21 protein-coding genes and 1 pseudogene are annotated in these 22,385 nt (G+C 49.6%); 14 read left to right on the top strand and 8 right to left on the bottom strand.

Annotated elements, in window-relative coordinates; translation table 11 throughout:
* Positions 1–151 precede the first annotated feature (151 nt).
* The 4 genes from E6C74_RS15855 to E6C74_RS15840 all read left to right on the top strand — a co-directional run bounded on the left by E6C74_RS15855 (position 152) and on the right by E6C74_RS15840 (position 4,482).
* Positions 152–1,108 carry a Gfo/Idh/MocA family oxidoreductase gene (locus tag E6C74_RS15855; protein WP_136487005.1) on the top strand — a complete coding sequence of 319 codons (957 nt, stop codon included), beginning with the start codon at positions 152–154 and terminating at the stop codon, positions 1,106–1,108.
* Positions 1,109–1,230: 122 nt separating this feature from the next.
* Positions 1,231–1,410, top strand: coding sequence for a hypothetical protein (locus tag E6C74_RS15850; RefSeq protein WP_136487003.1), 180 nt, complete (start codon positions 1,231–1,233; stop codon positions 1,408–1,410).
* Between the two features lie 275 nt (positions 1,411–1,685).
* A complete protein-coding gene (locus E6C74_RS15845) occupies positions 1,686–2,861 on the top strand; it encodes a M20 aminoacylase family protein (protein WP_136487001.1) in 1,176 nt (391 codons plus the stop codon).
* A gap of 109 nt (positions 2,862–2,970) precedes the next feature.
* Positions 2,971–4,482, top strand: coding sequence for an AbgT family transporter (locus E6C74_RS15840; RefSeq protein ID WP_136486999.1), 1,512 nt, complete (start codon positions 2,971–2,973; stop codon positions 4,480–4,482).
* A 26-nt stretch (positions 4,483–4,508) separates the two neighbouring features.
* Here the strand turns inward: E6C74_RS15840 and E6C74_RS15835 are convergent, their stop codons facing one another.
* Entirely contained in the window at positions 4,509–5,453 is a 945-nt protein-coding gene (locus tag E6C74_RS15835) for a LysR family transcriptional regulator (protein ID WP_136486997.1), read from the bottom strand.
* Positions 5,454–5,914: 461 nt separating this feature from the next.
* Between E6C74_RS15835 and E6C74_RS15830 the strand changes: the two genes are divergently transcribed.
* The 5 genes and pseudogenes from E6C74_RS15830 (at position 5,915) to E6C74_RS15805 (ending at position 8,800) form a co-directional block, all read left to right on the top strand.
* Positions 5,915–6,472, top strand: coding sequence for a nucleotidyltransferase domain-containing protein (locus tag E6C74_RS15830; protein ID WP_136486995.1), 558 nt, complete (start codon positions 5,915–5,917; stop codon positions 6,470–6,472).
* A 117-nt stretch (positions 6,473–6,589) separates the two neighbouring features.
* Entirely contained in the window at positions 6,590–6,970 is a 381-nt protein-coding gene (locus E6C74_RS15825; protein WP_168797044.1) for a nuclear transport factor 2 family protein, read from the top strand.
* Positions 6,946–7,090: pseudogene (locus tag E6C74_RS21275) on the top strand (DUF3265 domain-containing protein). The gene E6C74_RS15825 and the pseudogene E6C74_RS21275 overlap by 25 nt, the downstream one beginning before the upstream one ends.
* A gap of 9 nt (positions 7,091–7,099) precedes the next feature.
* A complete protein-coding gene (locus E6C74_RS15815) occupies positions 7,100–7,555 on the top strand; it encodes a GNAT family N-acetyltransferase (protein WP_136486991.1) in 456 nt (151 codons plus the stop codon).
* A 714-nt stretch (positions 7,556–8,269) separates the two neighbouring features.
* On the top strand, positions 8,270–8,800 hold the full coding sequence (locus E6C74_RS15805) for a hypothetical protein (protein ID WP_136486989.1): 531 nt from the start codon (positions 8,270–8,272) through the stop codon (positions 8,798–8,800).
* A gap of 489 nt (positions 8,801–9,289) precedes the next feature.
* On the opposite strand, the gene E6C74_RS15800 is transcribed toward E6C74_RS15805, so the two are convergent.
* Positions 9,290–9,775, bottom strand: coding sequence for a YbaK/EbsC family protein (locus E6C74_RS15800; RefSeq protein WP_136486987.1), 486 nt, complete (start codon positions 9,773–9,775; stop codon positions 9,290–9,292).
* Positions 9,776–9,952: 177 nt separating this feature from the next.
* Positions 9,953–11,305 (bottom strand): molecular chaperone, encoded by a 1,353-nt coding sequence (gene yegD, locus E6C74_RS15795; RefSeq protein ID WP_136486985.1) that lies wholly within the window; start codon positions 11,303–11,305, stop codon positions 9,953–9,955.
* A gap of 307 nt (positions 11,306–11,612) precedes the next feature.
* Between yegD and E6C74_RS15790 the strand changes: the two genes are divergently transcribed.
* Together E6C74_RS15790 and nadE are read left to right on the top strand one after the other, a co-directional pair.
* A complete protein-coding gene (locus E6C74_RS15790; RefSeq protein WP_136486983.1) occupies positions 11,613–11,930 on the top strand; it encodes an NIPSNAP family protein in 318 nt (105 codons plus the stop codon).
* A gap of 90 nt (positions 11,931–12,020) precedes the next feature.
* Positions 12,021–14,129: an NAD(+) synthase gene (gene nadE, locus E6C74_RS15785; protein ID WP_136486981.1), complete on the top strand. Its 2,109-nt coding sequence runs from the start codon at positions 12,021–12,023 to the stop codon at positions 14,127–14,129.
* 64 nt (positions 14,130–14,193) lie between these two features.
* Here the strand turns inward: nadE and E6C74_RS15780 are convergent, their stop codons facing one another.
* Positions 14,194–14,463: a D-fructose-6-phosphate amidotransferase gene (locus tag E6C74_RS15780; protein WP_136486979.1), complete on the bottom strand. Its 270-nt coding sequence runs from the start codon at positions 14,461–14,463 to the stop codon at positions 14,194–14,196.
* 308 nt (positions 14,464–14,771) lie between these two features.
* Here E6C74_RS15780 and E6C74_RS15775 point away from each other — a divergent pair, with 308 nt between their 5' ends.
* The gene (locus E6C74_RS15775) at positions 14,772–15,251 is read left to right on the top strand and encodes a phosphate-starvation-inducible PsiE family protein (RefSeq protein ID WP_136486978.1); all 480 of its coding nucleotides are present in this window, start codon (positions 14,772–14,774) and stop codon (positions 15,249–15,251) included.
* A 177-nt stretch (positions 15,252–15,428) separates the two neighbouring features.
* Here E6C74_RS15775 and E6C74_RS15770 read toward each other — a convergent pair whose 3' ends face one another.
* Positions 15,429–17,435 (bottom strand): methyl-accepting chemotaxis protein, encoded by a 2,007-nt coding sequence (locus E6C74_RS15770; protein WP_136486977.1) that lies wholly within the window; start codon positions 17,433–17,435, stop codon positions 15,429–15,431.
* Positions 17,436–17,664: 229 nt separating this feature from the next.
* On the opposite strand from E6C74_RS15770, the gene E6C74_RS15765 reads away from it, so the two are divergent.
* Positions 17,665–18,297 carry a 3'-5' exonuclease gene (locus E6C74_RS15765; RefSeq protein WP_136486976.1) on the top strand — a complete coding sequence of 211 codons (633 nt, stop codon included), beginning with the start codon at positions 17,665–17,667 and terminating at the stop codon, positions 18,295–18,297.
* A gap of 138 nt (positions 18,298–18,435) precedes the next feature.
* Here E6C74_RS15765 and E6C74_RS15760 read toward each other — a convergent pair whose 3' ends face one another.
* Positions 18,436–19,551 (bottom strand): hypothetical protein, encoded by a 1,116-nt coding sequence (locus tag E6C74_RS15760; RefSeq protein WP_136486975.1) that lies wholly within the window; start codon positions 19,549–19,551, stop codon positions 18,436–18,438.
* Between the two features lie 187 nt (positions 19,552–19,738).
* Here E6C74_RS15760 and E6C74_RS15755 point away from each other — a divergent pair, with 187 nt between their 5' ends.
* Positions 19,739–20,605: a glycerol kinase gene (locus E6C74_RS15755; protein ID WP_136486974.1), complete on the top strand. Its 867-nt coding sequence runs from the start codon at positions 19,739–19,741 to the stop codon at positions 20,603–20,605.
* 19 nt (positions 20,606–20,624) lie between these two features.
* Here E6C74_RS15755 and E6C74_RS15750 read toward each other — a convergent pair whose 3' ends face one another.
* Both E6C74_RS15750 and E6C74_RS15745 read right to left on the bottom strand, forming a co-directional pair.
* On the bottom strand, positions 20,625–21,059 hold the full coding sequence (locus E6C74_RS15750; RefSeq protein WP_136486973.1) for a YccF domain-containing protein: 435 nt from the start codon (positions 21,057–21,059) through the stop codon (positions 20,625–20,627).
* A 122-nt stretch (positions 21,060–21,181) separates the two neighbouring features.
* Positions 21,182–21,904, bottom strand: a complete 723-nt coding sequence (locus E6C74_RS15745) for a sulfite exporter TauE/SafE family protein (RefSeq protein WP_136486972.1) — start codon at positions 21,902–21,904, stop codon at positions 21,182–21,184.
* Positions 21,905–22,385: the final 481 nt, after the last annotated feature.

Here is a 22,385-nt window from a genome sequence, read left to right as displayed (position 1 = left end):
GGATCATTGACCTAATTTCTCTGTGTTGATCTAAGATCCCAGTGTTGACATAACACCTTCCGGCCTGCTGAACACTACGTCTTTTTCACCTTGTATCGAGCTCTCTCAAGCGTTAGCCTTGATTTTGTTATCAATTCTCAGAGAGCTCATCATGAAAATCGGCCTGATCGGTCTGGGGGATATCGCCCAGAAAGCTTACTTACCCGTTATCGCCCAGAAAGCTTACTTACCCGTTATCGCCCAGTGGCCTGGCGTCGAAGTCATTTTTTGTACCCGTAACACTCAGACTCTGGCCGAGCTGGCCAGTCGCTATCATGTGACACACAGCTGCACTGACTACCGACAGCTCATCGACATGCAGGTCGATGCGGTGATGATCCACGCTGCGACAGCGGTCCATCCCGAAATCGCGGCATTTTTCCTCACCCATGGCATCCCAACTTTCGTGGATAAACCGCTGGCAGACAGCGCTCACGCCTGTGAAACCCTGTATGAAGTCGCCGCTCAGCACCGCCAGCCTCTGTATGTCGGCTTTAACCGCCGTCATATCCCGTTGTTCAATCAGCACCTTGCCGGCGTGCAGAGCGCCGCCCGTGACGATCTACGCGCTCTGCGCTGGGAAAAGCATCGCTACAATCATAGCGGTGATGTCCGTACATTTTTGTTTGATGACTTTATCCACCCGCTCGACAGCGTCAACCTGTATGCCAAAGCGGACATTGAGGATGTGTACATCACCCATCAGCTCAATGCGACGAAACTGGCCCGGGTGGATGTTCAGTGGCAACACGGCCAAACCCTGTTGCATGCCTCAATGAACCGCCAGTTTGGCCAAACCAGCGAGAGGGTCAGTGCGCAGTTTGTCAATCAAGGCTACGAATTTGACTCTTTTGTCGCCGGTAAGCACTGGCAGGCCAACCAGGAGACCACACTGGCGTTAAAGGACTGGACGCCGATGCTGACCGCAAAAGGCTTCGCCCCTATGATTCAGGACTGGCTGAACGTGGTACAAAGCGGCAAGCTCGACAGCGCCGTCGTTAATCGCAACATTGCCAGCCATCAACTGGCGGAAGCAGTATGCCAGAAAATACTCAACCAGATGCGCTGATCTCGATTGCGATGTGCTAACCCTGCTCAGAGAGACGGTCCTGCTGATGCCCGGCCCCAATCGGCTGGTGTCGCCTATACTTAGGTTGCTGTTGATGTCCAACACTCACTCAAGGAGACGGTATGGAGCTACGTAATAAAGCCGGTCAGGTCACTCATCTGGCTGACAACCTTACCCTGAAAGAGGTGCGTGATATGGGATTTACCATCGACCTGTGCGATGAAACATATGATCGCGAGGAGCATTGGCGCACCCAATCTACCCCGCAAGGTCGTCAGAGAGACTATCCCGACCAATCCTGACCAGCGGCCAAGTTAAAAACGGGGATCACCAAGCCGGGTATAATGCCCGGCTTGTTATTACAACCCAGTTTATTTCAACCCAGTTTATTTCAACCCTGTTTATTGCAACCCTGTTTATTGCAACCCTGTTTATTCCAACCCAGTATAACGGTTTGGTTGCATGCTGATGTTTCTTGGCTGAATCACTATTAGCAACACTAATAGTTTGAGTAGTAATCCGGTTTGTTTGCCATGTTTCAATAGTGTTAAATCCTTCTTAACGAAAGGGGAGAAGCATGAACATTATTGAGGTTTTACAGCCTTGGGTCGCTGAGACTATTAGCATTCGCCATACTATCCACCAGCATCCTGAGCTGGGGTTTGAAGAAAACCACACCCAGGCTCTGGTGGTGGCTGAGCTGCAAAAATATGGCGTGGATGAAATCTGTACCGATTTTGCCAAAACCGGCGTTGTCGGTGTGATTTATGGCCAACTGGGCGACGGCAACACCATCGGCCTGCGCGCCGACATGGATGCGCTGCCCATTCATGAAGAGAACACCTTCGCACACCGTTCCAGCCATCACGGTAAAATGCACGCCTGTGGTCACGACGGCCATACCAGCATGCTGCTGCTGGCCGCACGCTATCTGGCGTCCACCCGCCAGTTCCGCGGTAAAGTGGTGCTGATTTTCCAACCGGCGGAAGAAGGACGTGGCGGTGCGGAAACCATGATTGCAGACGGCTTGCTGCAACGTTTCCCGCTCGATGCCTGTTACGCTCTGCACAATATGCCGGGCCTGCCGGAAGGCCATTTCGCCTTTAAAACCGGGCCGATCATGGCCAGTTCCGATCGCCTGTTTGTCACCATAAACGGCCAAAGCGGACACGCCGGACTGCCGCATACCACCCAGGATCCATTGCTGGTTGCCACCCATATTTATCAGGGCATCCAGGGCATGGTCAGCCGCCGTTATGATCCGTTCGATCCGATTGTTGTTTCCGTCACCCAGTTGCACTGTGGTGAAACCACCAACGCGATTGCCGATCAGGCGCATATGAATGGCACCTTTCGTACCTTGCGTCAGGAGACGCGTGATAGTCTGGTTGACAACCTGACACAGTTGGTCGAATACAGCGCCAAAGCACAAGGAATGAGCGCCGAGTTTAAACTGGGCCCGATCTCTCATCCGCCGACGGTCAATACCCCGGATGAAACGACGCTGGCAATTAAGGCCGCTCAGGCCGTGGTCGGCGCCGATAAGGTCAATCCTGGCTGCGAAGCCAAGCTGACCAGCGAGGATTTTGCTTTTTTCCTCGAGAAAGTTCCGGGCTGTTATGGCTTCCTTGGCAATGGTAGCGGCGAACACGGCACCCGTTGCGTTGGCCTGCACAACAAAGGCTACGATTTTAACGATAATTTATTGCCGATTGGCGCGGCCTATTTTATTCAATTAGTCGAACAGCAATAGCAGGCTTCAATCATAGTCAATTATTTAAATATCAATCAATTATATAAATAGCAGTAAAATGGACCATGGGGGAATGATTCCCCCATTTTCACACAGGAGTGTACTGACCATGTCGACCGCAATTTCTCAAAAAACGGCGTCGCGGACGTCGATGATTGATCGCATCGAGCGATTCGGGGATAAGGTTCCCCACCCGTTCTATCTGTTTATTTTTCTCTGTCTCGGCGTGATGGTGCTGTCCTGGCTGCTCTCGATCAACGGTGGCAGCGTCACTCACCCGTCCAGCGGTGAAGTGGTGCAGGTTAAAAACCTGCTCAGCGGCGACGGACTGGTGTATATCCTCCAGTCCACAGTCAATAACTTTGTCTCATTCAAGCCTCTCGGCTTGGTGCTGTGCATGATGCTGGCAGTGGGACTGCTGCAGGAAGTAGGCCTGGCCGACAGTGCCATTAAGCACTCCCTGCTCAACGCGCCGCGCCAGTTTGTTACCGCCTCCATTTTTATTACCGGCATTATCGGTAACCTGGCGTCCGATGCCGCTTTTATCCTTATCCCACCGCTGGCCGGGCTGATTTTTGCCGCCACTAACCGCAACCCGATTGTCGGGATTGCGGCCGGTTTTGTTGCGGTCGCAGCAGGCTTTACCGCCAATCTGTTCATCGCCGGCACCGATGTGCTGCTGTCCGGCATTTCAACCGAGGCGTCAAAAATTGTTGAAGCGGTAGAAGTCAGCCCGGCGGCCAACTGGTACTTCATGCTGATTTCAGTGCCTATTCTGGTGGTGACCGGAACCCTGCTGACCGACAAATATATCGAGCCACGTTTTGCCCACAAAATGCCGGCCAAAGCCGACAATGATGAGCTCTCCTTTACCGTCACCGAGCAGCAGAAAACCGCTCTGCGCTGGTCCGGTATTGCTTCGCTGCTCTTTATCGCGGTTTTAGTGGCCCTGATTTGGCCGGAAGACTCTGCGCTGCGTAATGCTGAAGGCGGTCTGGTACCGTCACCATTTCTGAAAGGAATTATTCCGGTCATTATGGCGTTCTTCATCATGAATGCGGTGGTGTACGGCTACAAAGCGGGCACGATTAAAAGCGCCAGTGATGTGCCGGATTTGATGAGCAAAGCGCTGAAAGGGGTCGGTGGCTATATTGTGCTGGTATTCGTGATTGCTCAGTTCATCGCCTGGTTCAAATGGTCGAATCTAGCGATTTACATCGCGGTCAATGGCGCAGAATGGATCTCGTCAGTGGATATGCCTAAGCTGCTGATGATGGCCGTATTTATGATTCTGGCCGGGCTGATGAACCTGATCGTATTCAGTGGTTCGGCACAATGGGCGATTATGGCGCCGGTGTTTATCCCGCTGTTTATGCTGTTGGGCGTTGAGCCACAAGTAACGCAGATGGGCTACCGGATTGCCGACTCCACCACCAATATTATCTCACCGACCAATCCGTATATTCCGATGGTGCTGGCGTTAATCGCCAAATACAACCCCGAGGTGAAGTTTGGCACCTTCCTGGCCATGATGGTGCCGTATGCTCTGGTCCTGTTCTCCGTCTGGGGCGCCTGTTTCCTGCTCTACATGGTTTCCGGTCTGCCGGTCGGTCCGATGTAAGCGACCGGCGACGCAAGTTCAGGCCACTAGCATAAAATGGGGGCATCTTCGGATGTACCCATTTGCGGATCCGCAGCCAGTAAATTGGAATCGCCGACATGCTGTTTGAGGATCAGGGTGAATTCATCCACCAGAGCGCGTTGCATCTCTTTGCGCGTAATCAGCCCCACCAAACGATACTGAACCGGTTTAACAATCGGAATAAAGCGAATATCCGCACTGTGATTTAATCCGCCGATGGTCGATGACAAAATCGCACACCCCAGCCCGCTGGCGATCATGCCCAGCAGCGTTGACGTATGCGACGCACTGAATTCCGGATCGTAAGTCAGACCAATGCGTGAAAACGCCTCGTCCGCCAGGGTACGCAGGCTGTTGCCCGGACTGACGCCAATCGAGGCAAACTGATGCGCCTGCTCCCAGCTGATGGCATCGAGCTCAGCCAGCGGATGGTCCTGACGACACACCAGGCACAGATAGTCACGAAACAGGAGATCAAAATTGAGATCGGGGTGATTGGGATTGGTGTTAATGCCGATATCGGCCCGTCCTTCCAGTACCGAGTGCGTGATATCGTCGACCCGCTCTTCGATCAGACGAAAAGTAAAGTCCGGGTAACGACGCTTGAGATCATTGAGTGTTTTCGGCGCCAGTGAGGCACACAAAGTATAGAGTGATGACACCACCAGAGACTTGTTGTAGCCATGCTGACGGTCGTGATTCTCCTGCACCAGTTTATCGAGACGGTTAACAATAAAACGCGCCTCCTGATAGAGGTGGTTACCCGCTTCCGTCAGCTCGATTTTACGCCCCTTACGCTGATAAAGTTCGCTCGCCAGTTGCTGGCTCAGCTTCTTCATCATCTGGCTCAATGCCGATTGGGTAATGTGCACCTTTTCAGCGGCATAGGTAAAATTCTGCTCTTCAGCCAGCGCAATAAACGCTTTGAGCTGACGATAACTGATGTCCATATTCGGTCGCTGTCCCTTCCTCTGTGCAAGCCCGCTATTATACCCGATTTTACCGTACACACGGGCACCATAATTGAGAACAGTAGCAGATCAGTCGAGCACTTCAACCGCACCTCCTGTGAGAGAGGAATAAAGTCTCATACCAAGTATTAAAGATTCATACTAAAATGGCAGCGATCGCAGTCGATACGCTACCATTCTTAAATCGAAATGCCCCAAAACTGTTTAGCTCAAGATTCCTGACCACTTTCTCATGTCATTTCTTGACCTACATATACTAATAGCTGATTATGAGCCTAGTTGAATTCTTATGATTATACAGACATGTTCTGCAATTTATGAGTGGAAGGAAGAATAAGACCTATAGAACAGTATGTTGCTTCTTTGGTTTCTGTATTTTCTGAAAATATTATAAAGACAATGTCTGCTGAAAAGACACTGTTATACAAACGGAGGTAACTGTGAGTTTAGAAGAACTTAATCTCGAAAATCTTCCCCTTCAAAATGAGCTGGTTAAATCTGCTTGTTCTGCGTTTATTTCCGAAGACAACGTGGTTGCCGCAGTGTTATTAGGCTCATTGGCTGCAGGTAAGGGTGACCGAGTATCTGACGCTGACATTTTGATTCTTACTCAAAATGAATTCCATAAATCCACACAAGAGTGCTTCTCGGCTTTTGAGCGTGGTAAAGAAATTTTCTATCGTAATCAAGGCTTTCATAACGAGAATGCTTACTTTACAAAATACATTTTCACGGATTTAACCAGCACAGAGATTCATTGCCTAGATCTAAGCGAGCCTTTTGATATCTCCAGACCTTTCAAAGTACTATTTGATAAAATGGGTGCTGTGGAGTCAAGATTAACCGATGCTCCTGCACCAAAGCACGAAGACTTTCTTGTATATACAAATGGTGACCAAGGACTAATCTGGGAACTGCTAGAGTGTATAAAGTGGTTAAGTCGAGGTAAAAATGAACTAGCCAAATCTTACCTTAAGAAATTAGCGGATAAGCTGTAACAGTTTGTATAACAAAGTATTTAAGAGTGATTCGCAACGCTTGGCGTTTTCGCTTCGCTCAAGTATAGCCAAGCGTCTCTCACACCTTAATGCGGCGTTAGGTGCTTGGAGAAAATCATGAACTCAAAGGAAGTCGTCCTAGCTTTTTGGGATGCGATGAAAACAAACGACTTTGCTAAAGCAAGCGAGTGGCTTAGCCCTGGCTTTGAGGGTTTCTGGCCGCAGTCTGGTGAACTCATTATTGGCCGAGACAACTTTACGGCTATCAATTCCTATTACCCAGCGAATGGTATTTGGGAGTTTACAATTCACTCTGTAGTTTGCGATGGTGAAACAGTTGTCACTGATGTATCAATTACAGATAGCGTCCAAAAAGCACGAGCTATAACTTTTCATACCGTTGAAAATGGCTTGATAAGTAAGCAAAAAGAGTTCTGGCCAGACCCAATGGAAGCACAGGCATGGCGGGCAAAATGGGTCAGATTGGTGCAAGATTAAGCTACGCACCTAACAAACAATTTAAGAGTGATTCGGCACGCGTGGCATTTTTAGTATGCATTGGCTTTAATGGTTAAGGTGGTATGCGGCAACATCGGTATTGCGTGCCTCACACCTTAATTGGGCGTTATGAGGCATATGGATATTCAGCTAATACAAATAGAAAGTGATGAATTTGAAAGTCTGTTTTCTGTTGTGAAACAGGGACTTTATTCGCATGTTGATGCCGTCTTTGGTTGGTGTGATGAGTTTCAGGTAAATCGTTTACAAAGTGACTATGAGCCGCATTGGTTTCACTGGGTTTACCTGCATGAGACGCGAGTTGGAATGCTATGCTTCAAGCCTTACGATAATGCACTTCATGTACATTTACTCATTGTGTTCCCAGAATTTCAAAATCAAAAATTGGGTGAAAGCGTCATGAATATGATTCACAAAAGAGCGCGAGATCAAGGGCGTAGTCACGTAACCTTATCAAGCTTCACTAGAAATGAGTCAGCGGTAAGGTTTTACAAATCTCTCGGCTATAAGGTGACTGAATGCGATGAAAACTTCCTTTCTTTGTCGCTTCAAGTTGCCTCATAACAAGCAATTTAAGAGGGATTCTCAACGCTTGGCATTTTTGCTTCTACTTCAATTTTAGTGTCTACGGTACAATGCTTTAGGTTGGGTGGTAGCATTGTTCCCCCCTTAATTGGGCTATGCGCCAAGGAAAAATATGCCCGAATAATGACTTCAGACAGTGTTTTTTATATGCAACTGTTGGATAATTCGTCGAACTAAAATGTTATTATGATAAGAGTATGAAGAACCTAAAATCGTTGTTACCGTTATGTTTAATCCTGCCACTCTCTGGCTGTGTTGCTCCAACATTAAAGTTAGTAAATCATGTAGGGCCAATAACGTATGACGCACCTTCAGAATATAGTTCCAAACAAACTGAACAGGGGCTTATCGTCGTAGCTTTTCGAAGTGTTCATCGCTTCCTTCCGGATACTCAAGCTGACTATCAAGAGTGCGCGGATGTCTTGAACTCAGTCGCTAACAAGTATGAACCTGTAGCTTGGAACGCCGTTAATATTACGGCTCATGAATACAACGGTGTAACCGGTATTGCCAACACAACGTGCACTTTCACCTATAAAACGGAAGTTTAGAGATGGCAGCGAGTAAGCGCATAACAAACTATTTTAAGAGTGATTAGCAACGCATGGCATTTTTACTATGCGTTGCACTTAGCGATTAAGGTGGTATGCGGGAGCTTCTGTATTGCGTTCCTCACATATATGGTAGGAGTCTATGAACAATAAAGCGTATCAATATGAAAGAATCGAAATACCAAATAGCAGTGTACTCGATTCGGCTGAACAGTTTTACGACGGTGCTGAGTTTTTGAGGCAGTTACCGCCAATGTCCGGCGTTTTACTTCCTATGATCACCAATGCTGCACTCGCTATCGAATTGTATATTAAATCACTGTGTGTCCGTTCAATTATCAAAGATTATAAAAATTTTGGAAATGGCGTGTATGGTGGAAGAGTTACTGAAAAACCCTTAACAACAGGTCATTATTTAAGCTCATTACTCCTTAATGTTGGCGATGAAGTTATAGACAACATAGAATCTTTACATGCTGAGGGAGCAATAGAATATTCATTCTCCGAGTTGGTACAACTTGTCAAGCCTTACGATAAGTTGTTTGTGGAAGCGCGTTACGCTTATGAAAATGATGCTCTTTCAAATTTGGATATTACAGGTCTATTTCATTGTTTAACGACACTTCGTTTTACTATTCAAAAGATAACTAGAATTGAGCGAGTTTTGGCATAAACAAATAATAAGGATTAAACGCTACGTAGCCAGTGCTTGATCCCGATTATTGAATAAGCCCGATGTCTCTATATAAATAAATCTGCGTGCAAATTTAGCCGTACCAGCGTCTTGTTCTGCTCCAGTCATACTCAACACTCTCGTAAGCGATTTTTTCCATACTTTTATTAATTCATGCTTTGTTAAGTTAGCAATATTTCTAAAACGGAAATGTCCAGAAGTAAGCTACAACGAGTATGATACTTTACTACTCGGCTGTAGCTCGATTCGGGCGTAGTAGTAGCAATTAGTATGAATTTTTATTGTTTAGTCATGTTTAATCTAAAACGGTACCAGCAGGGCTTCTTGACTGTTCAGTATGAAACTTTATTACACCTCCGTTGCGAACCTAATAAGGACACGCACCGTTCACTGCGTGCAGCTACAGCGGTTCAGACTGAGCGATAAAGAAAAACCGGGTCCAGGACCCGGTTTGATTTTAACTAGCCGTTAGTGGAAAAGCTCGGTACCAAAACGCAGTTTTCGGCTGTGGCTGAACTCCATCAGTTGGTTGAAAGCGTCTTTGTCGAGGCGAATCAAGGTCTCATGGTCTCCGGACTCAAGATACACATGATCCAGTTCCATCAGCGAGGAATCACACACCATATTCATATGGTATGCACTCCCCAGCGGTGGTACTGCGCCGCGATCGCAGTCGTCAAACATCTGATAGATATCGCGTTCCTTCACCAAATGGTACTTGGCTTGGAACTCGTCGTTCAGCACCGACAAACTGACTTTAGCATTCGCCGGTAATATGGCCATTAAGTGTTTGCCATCATGATCTTCCAGTACCACGCCTTTCGCCAGATGCATCGGTTGAACAGCAGCAGCATGAGCACTGTGCAGAGAACTGTTGCTATGGCGATGCACAATCCTGCGATACGGAATGTGGTGATCTTTTAAATAATGGTCCATTCGGGTATGTACAGTCATACTCACCTCCGCATGTCCTGTCCCCGTATTGAGTATAGAAAAAGACCCTGTATTTAGCAGGGTAAAAAATAGCGCGTCCAATCAGATCAACTGACTGCATATCAATAAGATATGAATGTCACCGCATACAAAAAAGCCTTCCGAAGAAGGCTTAATATAGACACGGTATCGTAACAGTCAGGCAAAACATACCTGCGCCCAGCGCGCTAAACCTGCAGTGACCGAACCAAAGTAGTTACCACTGACCACAGGCACAGTCGGTAATACTTGCTCAACCCCGGCACGCAGAATCGGTGACCGCGCAGAACCACCGGTCATAAAGATGGCATCCGGCGTGACACCGCCTTGTTGTACCGCCTCTCTAACCAATTCAATCATCTTACTTTTCGGCGCTTCAATCGCTTCGATCATCGCATCGCGCTGCACCTCTATCTCGAGTTGCTCAGCAAGAACCTTGAGCTGTGCCGTTACACTCGCCTGCTCTGACAAAGCAATTTTGACCTCTTCCCCTTTTTTCACCAGGCTGTAACCCAGAGTGTCATGATACACCGCAAGCAGGCGGGCCAGTTTCTCCGGCTCACGCGCTTCTTTGTGCAGACGTTTCAGATCAGCCAGATTTTCACGGGCGAAGAATTTGCTCTGCGCGCTGACATCATTAATCGCAATCGGATTCCAGAACTGAGTAATCGGCATTTCCAGTCCGGATTGTGTCTGGCTGCCATAGCCAAACGGCGCCATCAATTGCTTGAAGGTCAGATGGATATCCAGATCGTTCCCGCCAACCCGCTGCCCGCTGTGGGCAATCAGGCTCTCAGTGCGATCTGCTTTACCACGCCAGGTTGGTCCCATCTGAATCAATGAGCAATCGGTCGTACCACCGCCAATATCGACTACCAGTACCGTCTTGTCTTCATTGAGAGTCGCTTCATATTCCAGCCCTGCCGCCACCGGTTCAAACTGGAATTCAACACTGCCGAAACCTGCCCGTTTAGCAGCTCGGCGCAGGATCTCTTCCGCCTGACGGTTAGAATCTTGCCCCCCGCGGCCATGGAAGTTAACCGGGCGGCCAATCACAGCATCACGGATTTCTGCCTCACTGCGCATTTCAGCCTGGCGCTTGATGTTGTCCATCATGGCGCAGACCAGGTCTTCGAAAAAGCGCAGCTGGATATCATGCAGGCCCATCGCACCCAGAAAAGATTTCGGCGATTTAACGTAGTAAACCTCATGCGGATCAGACAGATAAAGATCCAACGCAGCCTGACCAAATACCAGGTCATCCGGCTGCAGGTCGATATCTTCATCGCGGTTAGCCGCTACCGAACGACGCAGCAACTGCTCACCCAGCGTATCCAGCGGTTTAATCTGGCGATGGCGAAACAGATGTTCCGAGACACTATCCCGGGTCGGTGCCGCCAGGGTTGAGGGGATATAGAGACTGTCACCTTCCACAGCGATCAGTTCCGGCTCTGTCCCCTGCATTCTGGCGACCGAACAGTTGGCCGTACCGTAGTCAAACCCTATGAACATCTGCTAACTCCTACTCTTGTACCAAAAAGGCCGGCGATACTACCGCATGCGCAGGACGAACTCCAGTCACGCTTGAACCAGCACAAGGATTTTCCCCTGCTCAGGCAAACCGAGTTCTCCTGAGGCCAACAGCGTCGATTTCTAAGAGCAAAAGAGTCCTGTCGTTAGCTCCGGTGCAACCGGCAGGCCTATGCGCGACTCTCGCTTAGCTGTCACCCTGCATTGCTTGAATTTTCGCCCCATTGCCCAAACGTGAACCGATAAGCACTTCATTACTTATCAAATAAGCACTTACCAAGGAGGCACAGTGATCACCTGTCACGTCAGATACGTTATCGACCCGAAAAAAATCGCTCAATTTGAACGTTATGCGCGGATGTGGATTCCGCTGGTGGAGAAGTTTGGTGGCACACACCATGGCTACTTTCTACCGGCCGAGGGCGCCAACAATATTGCTCTGGCCCTGTTCTCATTTCCGTCCTTAGCCGCCTATGAACAATATCGTCACGACTCCGTCGCCGATCCTGACTGCCAGGCCGCTTTTGAGTATGCCGAGCAGACAGATTGCGTACTGAGTTATGAACGCAGCTTCCTGCGCCCGTTGCTGGCGCAAGACACAAAATAACATCAGTGCCTGCGCAACGTCGGTCTGCATCATATACACTTTGCAGAGGCTATCGCTAAGCCCTTATTGCGAAACAAGAAAGGATTCACTATGACCACACTGCGCATCAGTTCCTGTTCTCTCAACCAGACTCCAATGGACTGGAGTGGTAATCTGGCCAACATAAAACGAGCCATTGAACTTGCCCATCAGAGCGGTGCGACGCTGCTGATCACGCCTGAACTGTCGATATCCGGTTACGGCTGTGAGGATTTCTTCCACAGCCCGCATGTCGCCCGGCGCGCCCTTAAAAGTGTCGGCGCTCTGGCCCGCTTCATCCCGCGCAGTATGGCGGTCTCCGTCGGCCTGCCGGTGATGATCAACAACCGCATTTATAACGCGGTCGCCCTGGTGACCCGCAAAGGCATTCACGGCATGTCGTTAAAACGCAATCTGGCAGCCAATGGCCTGCACTATGAGCAGCGCTGGTTCACGCCCTGGACCGGCAGCAAAAACAGCGCAGTGCAACTCGACGGGATGCAAACAGCAACACCGATTGGCAACCCGGTTTACCAAATCAACGGGGTAAAAATCGGGTTTGAAATCTGTGAAGATGCCTGGGTTGCCAACCGCACTTCAGAGCGCTTTTTTAACCAGGGGGTCGATGTCATCGCCAATCCTAGCGCCAGTCACTTCGCGATCGGTAAGTTTCGAACCCGTAAACGCCTAGTTGAAGAGTCCAGCCGCGTCTACTCCGCTTGCTACGTGCTGTCGAATCTGTCCGGCTGTGAATCAGGCCGAGCTATCTACGATGGCGGGGCTATGATTGCGGTCGACGGAATGCTGGTTGCCAAAGGAGAGCGTCTGCACATGAGTGATGTGGAAGTCATCTGTGCCGATGTCGATTTGTCACGCAGCCGTATTGGCCAGATCAGTAACAGTCAGCGCTACTTTGAGGTGCATGATTTTGATTCCGAGCAGACCATTGAGGTTGGATTAAGCGACAGCGAATTGATGCACAAACTGACACCGACACCCTTGAACCAACCCTGGGAGGAGAGCGAACACGAAGAACATGAAGAAGCGTTGCGAGCCATCGCCCTTGGCCTGCGTGACTGGCTGAAAAAAACCGGCACTAACGGTTACGCCTTATCGCTCAGCGGCGGCGCCGATTCCGCCCTGGTCGCCAGTAGTGTGTACTGCTCCGTGGTGTTTGAACTAAGAGAACGCATCGCGAAAACCGCAGCAGGCAGCCAATGTCGGTTACCAGCACATCTGAGTAAATTTCTCACCAGCCAGCGCATCAGCGAATTTGACAAGCACTCAACGGGCGCAGATTGCCAGCAAGTCGTACTGAAAACCGCGCGCGCCATCATGGCCAATATGCTCACCACCGCTTATCAGGCCAGCGCCAACAGCGGGCCGGTTACCCGGGAAGCGGCGCAGAAAGTCGCACAATCTTTTGGCGCAAAGTTTCTCAGCCTGGATATCAGTGCAGCAGTTGATAACTACCAAGCGATGGTAGCCAAAGCCACTGCGCTGGACCTCAACTGGGAGGAACATGATATCGCCCTGCAAAATATTCAGGCACGGGTGCGTTCTCCGAGCATCTGGTTTATCGCCAACCTCGAGAACAAGCTGCTGCTGACCACCAGCAATATGTCTGAAGGCGCGGTCGGTTACTGCACCATGGATGGCGATTCATCAGGCGTGCTGGCGCCCATCTGCGGCGTCACCAAGACGCGTATTCTCAAGTTACTGTTGTGGCTTGAGCGCCACGGCTTCTGCTATCAGGATGGTCAAACCATGAAGCTCAGTGCCTTGTCCTACATTAATAATCAGCGTCCGACCGCTGAGCTTCGCCCGGGAGAGCAGCGCGATGAGGACGACTTAATGCCGTTTGATGTCTTGGATCGCATGGTATTTCTCACCCTCGAAGCCGGGATGCCACCCCATGATACTTTTGAAACAATGACCGAAGAATTTACCGCGATAGACAAATCGCTGATGGCTGATTACACCGTGAAGTTTTTCAAATTGCTGTTTCGCAATCAGTGGAAACGCGACCGACAGGCACCGGGATTTCATATTGAAGTCAACAGCCTGGATCCGAAGACCTACAAGCGTTTTCCCCTGCTTAGTTCTGGCTATCAGGAAGAACTGGCCTACCTTGAATCCGGTCAGTACCAGTACTTGAGGTTAGATCTGCCGGGGCTGTAAAGCCCTCTGAATATGACCTTTGCTCCCGACAGCAAAGGTCATATTGTCCGCGGCAGGAAAGGGATTATGACTGCTTACTTTTCATCAGCAGAAAATCTTCCACCGCTTGCACCACTTCGGCCCGGTTGATGTATTTCCCGATGAAATAGGGCGGAATAAAAAACACCAACAGATAGAAAGATTCATGCAATAGTAATGAGGCATGGCCTGAATCATGATGAAGATAGGCAAACAACGCAGTCAGATCCAACAACAGACTAAACAATGCCAGCACCGTAGAAAGAATCAAAACTAACCCCAGCAGATCTCTGAGAAATACTTTGAATGTGGTCATCTTTACTCCCTCAAATAAACCAATCCCATCCAACCTACTCCTGTTCCAGCGGCTATTTTTTGATTTAAAATAATATTTATATTTGAAGCCATGCAAAATTAGATTGACTAACTGCTGCAATTTCATCCGCCGAGAAAATATTCCATCCACTAAGAAGTCACAACCGGTATGATCACTGCGCTGCAATATCCGTACGCTAGCCTGCTCAGGCCAAAACCTAATCCATCGGCTGAATTATCAATAAATCTCGCCAATCCAACCCAGACCTCTTACTATGGCATTAATGTTAATGATATGGATGTAAAGCAATGGAATCGTCACTATCGAAAAAATTCACCCAGCTGTTTCTAAAGGTTTACCATATTATCGAGGCCGTCTTACTGGTCGCGATAACACTGGCGACGTTATTCGCCATCGCCAATGAATTTAAGCATATCTTTACTGCCCAGGCGGTATTGTTAACCGATATTCTGCTGATGTTTATCTATCTGGAAGTGCTGACCATGGTGCACCAGTTTGTCTCGCACGGTAAAATACCGGTTCGCTACCCTATCTATATCGCGATCATGGCTATCGCTCGTTACATCACTCTGGGGATGAAAGAGATTGATGGGGTATTTATTGTCTGGCTGTCTCTGGCCGCGTTGATTCTGGCGCTGGCAACCCTGGTGATCCGAGTGGGTCATCATTACTGGCCGTATAAACCGACCCGCAGTGGTTTCGCCGCCTACTTTGATAAACCGGACAGCGAAGTCACACCGCCTAATCCGGACAAACGCTCATCCTGATATCCTGTTATCCGGAATAAGATACAAAAGCGCCCGGACTTATGCTTTGCGTCCGGGCGTGTTTACAAGGTTCGTTATTTCATTCCTGTCTAGTTTTTTCGTATAGCGTGAATTCTGCCTTACCTTGCTGGCTGCTGCCATGTTCTGCTTCGCATCACTATCCGCTCTTCATCCTGTTTACACTCTGAATTTCGACACTTGTTCATCCAGTTCACGGTACAAATTCGATAATGCTCTAAACTGGCGATGAATCTGTTTGGACGCCTGGTCAACCCCATCGGTCTGGTCTTTCATGGCGATCATGTTCTTGTTGATGTCATTCGATACCGTCGCCTGCTCCTGAGTCGCCAACGCAGTCTGTTCCGACAATTCACGTACATTGTTCATCGACCGGCTCAGTGCATCAAACACCTCAACAACCTGGTTAAAGCTATCGACGGTCTGGCTGGCATTTTCCTTACTCATTTTAATGCTGGTAAAAGCCTCATTGACGCTGTGTGTCAGGTGGCTGATCATCTCTTCAATCTTGTTGGTGCTCTCACCGGTTTGCGTGGCCAGGGCGCGAACTTCATCCGCCACCACCGCAAAGCCCCGCCCGTATTCACCGGCACGCGCCGCTTCAATCGCAGCATTCAGAGCGAGCAGATTGGTTTGCTCAGCAATTCCGCGAATAACCTCCAGTACCGATGAAATAGACACTGAATTGTTCTCCAGATCCTGGGCTTTATTCATGGTCACTTCGATATTACGTACCAGCTCGTCAATACTTTTGTGCGATGAACTGATCACGCCCCGCCCCTGCTGAATATGCTCGGTAGCATGGCTCGATTCATTGGAAGTCTCAGACGCCACATTCGCCATCTGCTCATTGGACGCCGACATCTCGCTCGCCGCACTGACAATCGAATCACTGGAGTCAACCAACACCGGGGTAATCTGATTCACGGTATCAGCGACTTTTTCCAGCTCATGGGTCGAGTCCCCCACCGCCGCGCTTTTTTCCTGAATAATGCGCATGATCCCTTGCAGATTAATAACAAACTGATCGAATTCCCGTGACAGATCGCCCAGTTCGTCTTTGGATTGCGAATTGATCCGCGCAGTCAGATCGCCGTCTCCCTCAGAGATCTCCTTAATCCGCCGTGATACGCTGTTGACGTTTTCGGTGATGCGCTTGGGCATGTAATAACCAATCCCGAACGCAATCACAAAACCAACGGCAACAATGATGAGCGCCAGACGCTGGTAACTCGCCACTTCCTGTGCGGTTTCCTGTTCAATCAGACGGGCGTGCTGGCGAACCGCTTCTCCGCCCCTGTCCAGCAAATCACGAATGGCAGCAAAACTCTCCTCACTCTGACTCAGGATATCCTGATGCTCCGGCGATAACGCCAAAACTTTCGAATCAAGCAAGGCTTCGCTGCGCTTAAACCAGGCAGCAAAAATCTCGTTAAACCGGGCATACGGCCTGACATAATCGGGCTCATTGGACATCAATGTCATGTAAGATTGCACCCGCCCCATTGCTTCTAACGCATTCTGCTCAAATTCTTCACGGTTTTGAGCCTGATCTCCGATATGGGTCAGCGCTTTCTGCTGAGCCAGTCTCGCCTGATAAAGATCGCGGTCAGCATTGAGCACTTCGGCAACGGCCTCCAGATAGCGCTTCATCAGCTCATAGTCAACGACAGCACCATCTGTTGCAACTGCGTGAGCCCTGAGCTCTTTTTCAGCCACATCGAGTAAATGGCGTAACGAGTAAAAGTCTTGATCGATGGACTCCATTTGAGCAATCAAAGTCTGATTGGTGGTATACATCTGGTTGAGGCTATGGCTGCTTGCCATCCAGGTCTGATACAAGCCTTCAAAATTGCTAAAAGGCGCAATCAGTTGCGGTTCATCTTTGAGTAATTGACGAAAGCGCTGAAAGCGGTCAAAAACTTGCTGAGCATTCTCATCAAACACTTTTTGCTGCTCGGCGCGATTACCATAATTGGATAACATTTCCGCCTGGGCCAGCCGCGCCTGATAAATATCCCGGTCAGCATTCAACACGGTGGCGATCGCTTCAAAATAAGACTTAGCCTGCTTATCCATCGCGCGTTCTTCTATTTTAGTGATGATCTGCATAAAGCCGACCGCCGCCAACACCAACACCGCCAAAATTAAGATGGGTATCATCATCTTCAACCGAATTGAGTGAACTCGCATGCCAACCCCTTCAAGGAAATAAAATTAGTATAAAAACTCGCCGTTATTTTCGAATTGAGTGTAGTTAGACATATGTGACTTATCAAATATATAGATAGCGTACAACACATGGTTAAATCGGATTGGGTCGCCGGCAATACCTAATGCCAACCAGCGCGTGATTCAGTATAATTTGCGGTTTTCTCCTGACCGGATATTTACCATGTCTCACCCTGCTCATTCCGTTATCGTGCTCGATTTTGAAACCACCGGCCTCTCACCGAATATGGGTGATCGCGCCATCGAAATTGGAGCAGTGAAACTGGTGGATGGTGAAATCAGCGCAACATTCCAGCGCCTGATGAACCCCGGTGTTCGGATCAGCGGCTTTATTGAAAGCTATACCGGTATCAGTAACGCCATGCTGAGCCAGGCAGAGAGTGCAGCAGAAGTGATGGCGGAATTCACCGACTTTATCGGTGACAGTCCACTGGTAGCCCATAACGCCAGTTTTGATAAGCGTTTTCTGGATGCAGAGCTGGAACGGATTGATACCCGCTATGGCGGTCAATTTGCCTGTTCAATGCTGATAGCCAGGCGCCTGATTCAAGACGCACCTACCCACAAACTGGGCGATTTAGTCCGCTTTAAGCAGATTGAAAATGACGGTACCTTTCACCGTGCGTTGGCGGATGCGCAAATGACAGCGCGTTTGTGGCTGCTGATGCTGGACGAACTGAATGTAGCCGGCGTGCATAATCCCAGCTTTGCTCTGATGCAAACTATTGCTACCACCAGCAAACCGTCTATCCCTGCCCTGCTCAGACGCAGCGCAGGCTTATCAGCCACCGATTGATTGGCAGTCAGAGCGTGCAGAGCGGTCATCGCAGCGACATGCACTGCGATGCCTGACTGGCATTTTATGGGGTTAAACAGGAATGATAAGACGGAACACGGGATGTTCATTACATCCCGCCGTTCTAGAATGAAAAACTCAGCAAGACAACGTTTTGCGCCCCCAAAGACGTTTAAACCAGTGCCAGGGTAACCAGATCAGAGCCGCCAGGACGATAAACAGCATGAGCAACCAGTGTGGTAACTGCAGCAACCATTTGGCCAGCAGCCGCAACAAATCACCTTTATAGGCGAGTTTTGCTGCCCGGCTGACATACTTGGTAAATCTGACCGCACCGAGATTATCCAGCACTCTCAACCCGCGCTGGCCGAATGTCGCCGCCAGCATTATCGTGCTTTTACCCAGTTGCGGCGCCCGATGGGCCATCTGCAGCGCCACATCGCCACCCAGGCGATACAGCATGGCGCTGTGCTCGCCGAAGGTCTGCACAAATCGAGCCATTCTGCTCAATTCGGCCTGATTACCGGTACGACTCAGCAGCCGCAGCCCACCACTTGTATTGGCCAGCACGCTGACATCCCCCAACAACTCAGAAACACCAGCCAGGCTTTTTGACTGCCGGGCCAGTTTAGCTTCACTGGTCAGGGTTTTAGCCAGCCAAGGCGGTAATTTGCCTACTTTTCTGGCCGCTTTGAGTGTGACCAGCGCACTTTTACTGGCGCTGCTGGCCAGCAACACCGGAGTCGCAGCGCCGGCGGTTTCTAACGTACCAACACCACTCATGATTTGAGCGGCACTGGCGAGCAGTCCGAGCGACGCCAGTGCAACCAGAGTGTCATCCACTTCTTCGCCCCGAACAAGATTCAATCCCTGTCGGGTCAAATCACGTACATCACCAATCACAAGAAAATCCGTCACTACCGCCGCGGTCAGACCAATGGTTTCATCACTGGTTCCGTCCACTAATCCCTGCTGCAATTTCGCCAGTTGATAGCGCCATTCACTGCGGGTATCTGCAATACTGGCCGCCAGAGACTGGGCTTGGGGATCGGAGCTGACATAATCATACTGCATAAAGAAGCCGAGATACTCAGCAGCCTCTGCATAATGCTGTGCGGCTACCAATTGACGAGTGTATGGCAGAGGGTCCATGCGGGCCATGGCGAGCACAGCAAGCTGCGCCTGCTGCCACATGACGGCGGCCGACACCAGTGCCAACAACAGTAACATCACTTTTCCTGCTCGTTTGATCATCCGCGTACCTCTCACCACACTAACGCCATGCTACCAATCAACCCGGCCAAACGACAATCACCTCGCGCCAGCACAGGCTGGTTTACAATGTAAATCATTCAACCAGCTCACAATTTTCCTACACTAACCTGAGAGCGCAATCAACGCGGGTTACACTTACAACAACACATCAGGCAAGGCGGATTCTATGGCAGACAAACTTTCCACTTCAGCGCTGGCGAAACAGAGAAATCTCGATGCCAAGCAGTTGTTCGCCGATTTGAAAAAAGCCGGCTACATCAACCGTTGTGAAGATCAGTGGATCTTAACCGACCTCGGCGCCAAATTCGGTGGCGAGTACGCCCGGCACCCTAAATTCGGACCTTTTATCGTCTGGCCGAACAATTTGCTCATCGATCTGAGCGCCACCAGCGGACAAACCATGAGCGCGACGCAGGTGGGTGACTATTTCAAACTCAATCCGAAGAAAATCAATCAGCTGTTCAGTGAGCTGGGCTGGATGACAAAAAACGATGCCGGCTGGATTGCCACACCATCCGGTTTACGAGTCGGAGCGCAGCAGAGAGAGGATAAAGGTTCTGAGCAAAAGTTTGTCGTCTGGCACGACTCTATCCGCCACAACCCGCATTTACGCCAGTCGGTGATTGAATTTCTCGGTCAGGACGCCAATGAACATGCGACGGATCAATCGTACGCCAGTTTTCGCCACAAGTTTGCAGCCAAACACCGCACACTGGACGGCCATTACGTGCGTTCGGTCGGAGAGCTGTTGATCGACAACTGGCTCTATCTGGCTGGTTTAGTGCACGCCTATCAGCGCCCGCTGCCGATTGAACAAAATGTGATGAGTGACTTTTATCTGCCGGCCGGGAAGGTGTACATCCAGTACTGGGGCTCCGACGGCGCTCCCACTGAGGAGACACACCGCCAGCAAACCCGCGCTTTATATACTGAACATCAATTCAACCTGATTGAAATTGATCCAGATGAAGTGCAGCAGTTAGACGATATTCTACCTGCACGGCTGCGTACTTTTGGTATTCACGCTTATTGAGCGATCCGCTCACTGAGAGTTAGCGGCGCTGACCATATCTGGCGCGCATTGCGACCTCTTTTGGCACCACCGTCTGACCAATCGGCGCCAGGGAAATCACCGCCAGTTTGAGATGTTGCAGCGCAAACGGAATACCGATGATGGTAATGAAACACGCCACGGCTGAAGCCAGGTGGCCCAGCGCCAGCCAGATCCCCGCCAGCAGAAACCAAATCACATTACCAATCACACCAAATTCGCTGGTACCGATATCGTATTCACCACTCAGTTCACGCCGTGAAATCGCCTCCTGACCGAACGGGAAGAAGGAAAAGGTCCCGATCACAAAACAGGCCCGTCCCCAAGGGATTCCGATAATGCTGATAAACGCCAGCAAGCCGAAAAACCACCACGCCAGGCCCATCACCACGCCGCCGCATAAAAACCAGATAATGTTACCAATTGCTCTCAGCACTGACTGTTTACCTCTCTGTCATCAAGATTGTTGTTCGTCTTTTCATTGTAGGCGAGTCATCGATTATCCGGGAGTATGATTAACACACGATGAACGCCAGAAGGTACACGTAGAGTAAACACTTACATCAGGCCTTTCATCAGCGCGGTCAAGCCACTCAGTAAACACAATACCAGCGCGCCGGATCGGATTTTTTCTTTCGGCAGCGTCTGAGTCGTTTTGCGCGCCAATACGTAACCGAGCCACGCTGACGGGATAAGCGGAATCGTGATCAGTAAGTGGTGCACGGTCAGAAAGCCGGTCGGGATCTGAACCAACAGTGAGATGATGGAACTGAAAACAAAAAAGGCCGATAAGTTGCCGCGCAACTGATTGGCTTCCTGATGCTGCAACAGCAAAGCCATCGGCGGACCACCAATCGCGCTGCTGGTACCAAAAAAGCCCGAGAAGAAACCGGCAACGCCCATCCTGGCCGGAGTCGGCTCAATTCGAAACGGCAGCAGGCTGACCGCTACCGCAAACAGTACCAGCAGTCCAAGCCATAAAGTCAGTACTTCTGTGGAGACCCACACCAGCAGCATTCCGCCGGCAATCGAGCCCGGAATACGACCGATCAGCGCCATTTTCAGACCGCCGATGGAAATATTGCTGCGATGTTTGAATGCACTCAACAGCGAAATAAACAGTGCCACCAGACAAATCGGCGCTGGCACATAGTCAGGCGACACCATGATCAGCAGCGGTGCAGCAACAATCGCCAGGCCAAATCCAATCGCCGTTTGCACAAACGAACCGACAAAGATAAGAAACATAGCAAGAAGTACCGTACTGCTGAAATAGTCCATGATGATGCCTTTTTATAATCAGAATAAACTGCTGTTAAGCCGCGAACGCTAGAAAGAAATGAAAAAAGTCATGCTGTTGCATGACTTTTGAACGTTAACAGGTTAATGGATTTTCGCAATAAAAACGTGTCGCATTGAGATTTATTCAGTGCCGTTCATAGCCTGAGACACCCGTTTTCCTGTTAAAGCGCCCACCTGTGGGAGAGGAGTAAAGTTTCATACTAAACAGCCAAGTAACCCTGTTCGTACCGTTCTAAATGATACGTAACCCCAAAAAAGGATTCATACTAATTTCTACAACCAAGTCTGAATCGGGCTACCGCTGAATATTAAAGCATCATACTGGTTGTCTTCATCATCCGTTGTCATTACTGAGGGACCCTGACGGGATAAATACCAATCGACTTTGTCGTACTCTTATAGTCTAGTTCTCATGCGACATACTCGCCTTACACTTCGATATTCATGGATTGAGAACGCT

It is taken from the genome of Vibrio sp. H11 (assembly GCF_004804295.1).
Lineage (GTDB): Bacteria > Pseudomonadota > Gammaproteobacteria > Enterobacterales > Vibrionaceae > Vibrio > Vibrio ostreae.
Note: the sequence above shows the minus strand (reverse complement) of the source record. Positions and strands in the feature narration are given on the sequence as shown.

Bases quoted from the DNA above. Each gene is read 5' to 3' on its own strand.
- E6C74_RS15780 (WP_136486979.1), bottom strand. From the start codon at position 14,463: ATGACCACATTCAAAGTATTTCTCAGAGATCTGCTGGGGTTAGTTTTG.
- E6C74_RS15840 (WP_136486999.1), top strand. From the start codon at position 2,971: ATGTCGACCGCAATTTCTCAAAAAACGGCGTCGCGGACGTCGATGATT.
- E6C74_RS15815 (WP_136486991.1), top strand. From the start codon at position 7,100: ATGAGGCATATGGATATTCAGCTAATACAAATAGAAAGTGATGAATTT.
- E6C74_RS15845 (WP_136487001.1), top strand. From the start codon at position 1,686: ATGAACATTATTGAGGTTTTACAGCCTTGGGTCGCTGAGACTATTAGC.
- E6C74_RS15745 (WP_136486972.1), bottom strand. From the start codon at position 21,904: ATGGACTATTTCAGCAGTACGGTACTTCTTGCTATGTTTCTTATCTTT.
- E6C74_RS15835 (WP_136486997.1), bottom strand. From the start codon at position 5,453: ATGGACATCAGTTATCGTCAGCTCAAAGCGTTTATTGCGCTGGCTGAA.
- E6C74_RS15800 (WP_136486987.1), bottom strand. From the start codon at position 9,775: ATGACTGTACATACCCGAATGGACCATTATTTAAAAGATCACCACATT.
- yegD (WP_136486985.1), bottom strand. From the start codon at position 11,305: ATGTTCATAGGGTTTGACTACGGTACGGCCAACTGTTCGGTCGCCAGA.
- E6C74_RS15850 (WP_136487003.1), top strand. From the start codon at position 1,231: ATGGAGCTACGTAATAAAGCCGGTCAGGTCACTCATCTGGCTGACAAC.
- E6C74_RS15770 (WP_136486977.1), bottom strand. From the start codon at position 17,435: ATGATGATACCCATCTTAATTTTGGCGGTGTTGGTGTTGGCGGCGGTC.
- nadE (WP_136486981.1), top strand. From the start codon at position 12,021: ATGACCACACTGCGCATCAGTTCCTGTTCTCTCAACCAGACTCCAATG.
- E6C74_RS15755 (WP_136486974.1), top strand. From the start codon at position 19,739: ATGGCAGACAAACTTTCCACTTCAGCGCTGGCGAAACAGAGAAATCTC.
- E6C74_RS15805 (WP_136486989.1), top strand. From the start codon at position 8,270: ATGAACAATAAAGCGTATCAATATGAAAGAATCGAAATACCAAATAGC.
- E6C74_RS15825 (WP_168797044.1), top strand. From the start codon at position 6,590: ATGAACTCAAAGGAAGTCGTCCTAGCTTTTTGGGATGCGATGAAAACA.
- E6C74_RS15775 (WP_136486978.1), top strand. From the start codon at position 14,772: ATGGAATCGTCACTATCGAAAAAATTCACCCAGCTGTTTCTAAAGGTT.
- E6C74_RS15760 (WP_136486975.1), bottom strand. From the start codon at position 19,551: ATGATCAAACGAGCAGGAAAAGTGATGTTACTGTTGTTGGCACTGGTG.
- E6C74_RS15855 (WP_136487005.1), top strand. From the start codon at position 152: ATGAAAATCGGCCTGATCGGTCTGGGGGATATCGCCCAGAAAGCTTAC.
- E6C74_RS15765 (WP_136486976.1), top strand. From the start codon at position 17,665: ATGTCTCACCCTGCTCATTCCGTTATCGTGCTCGATTTTGAAACCACC.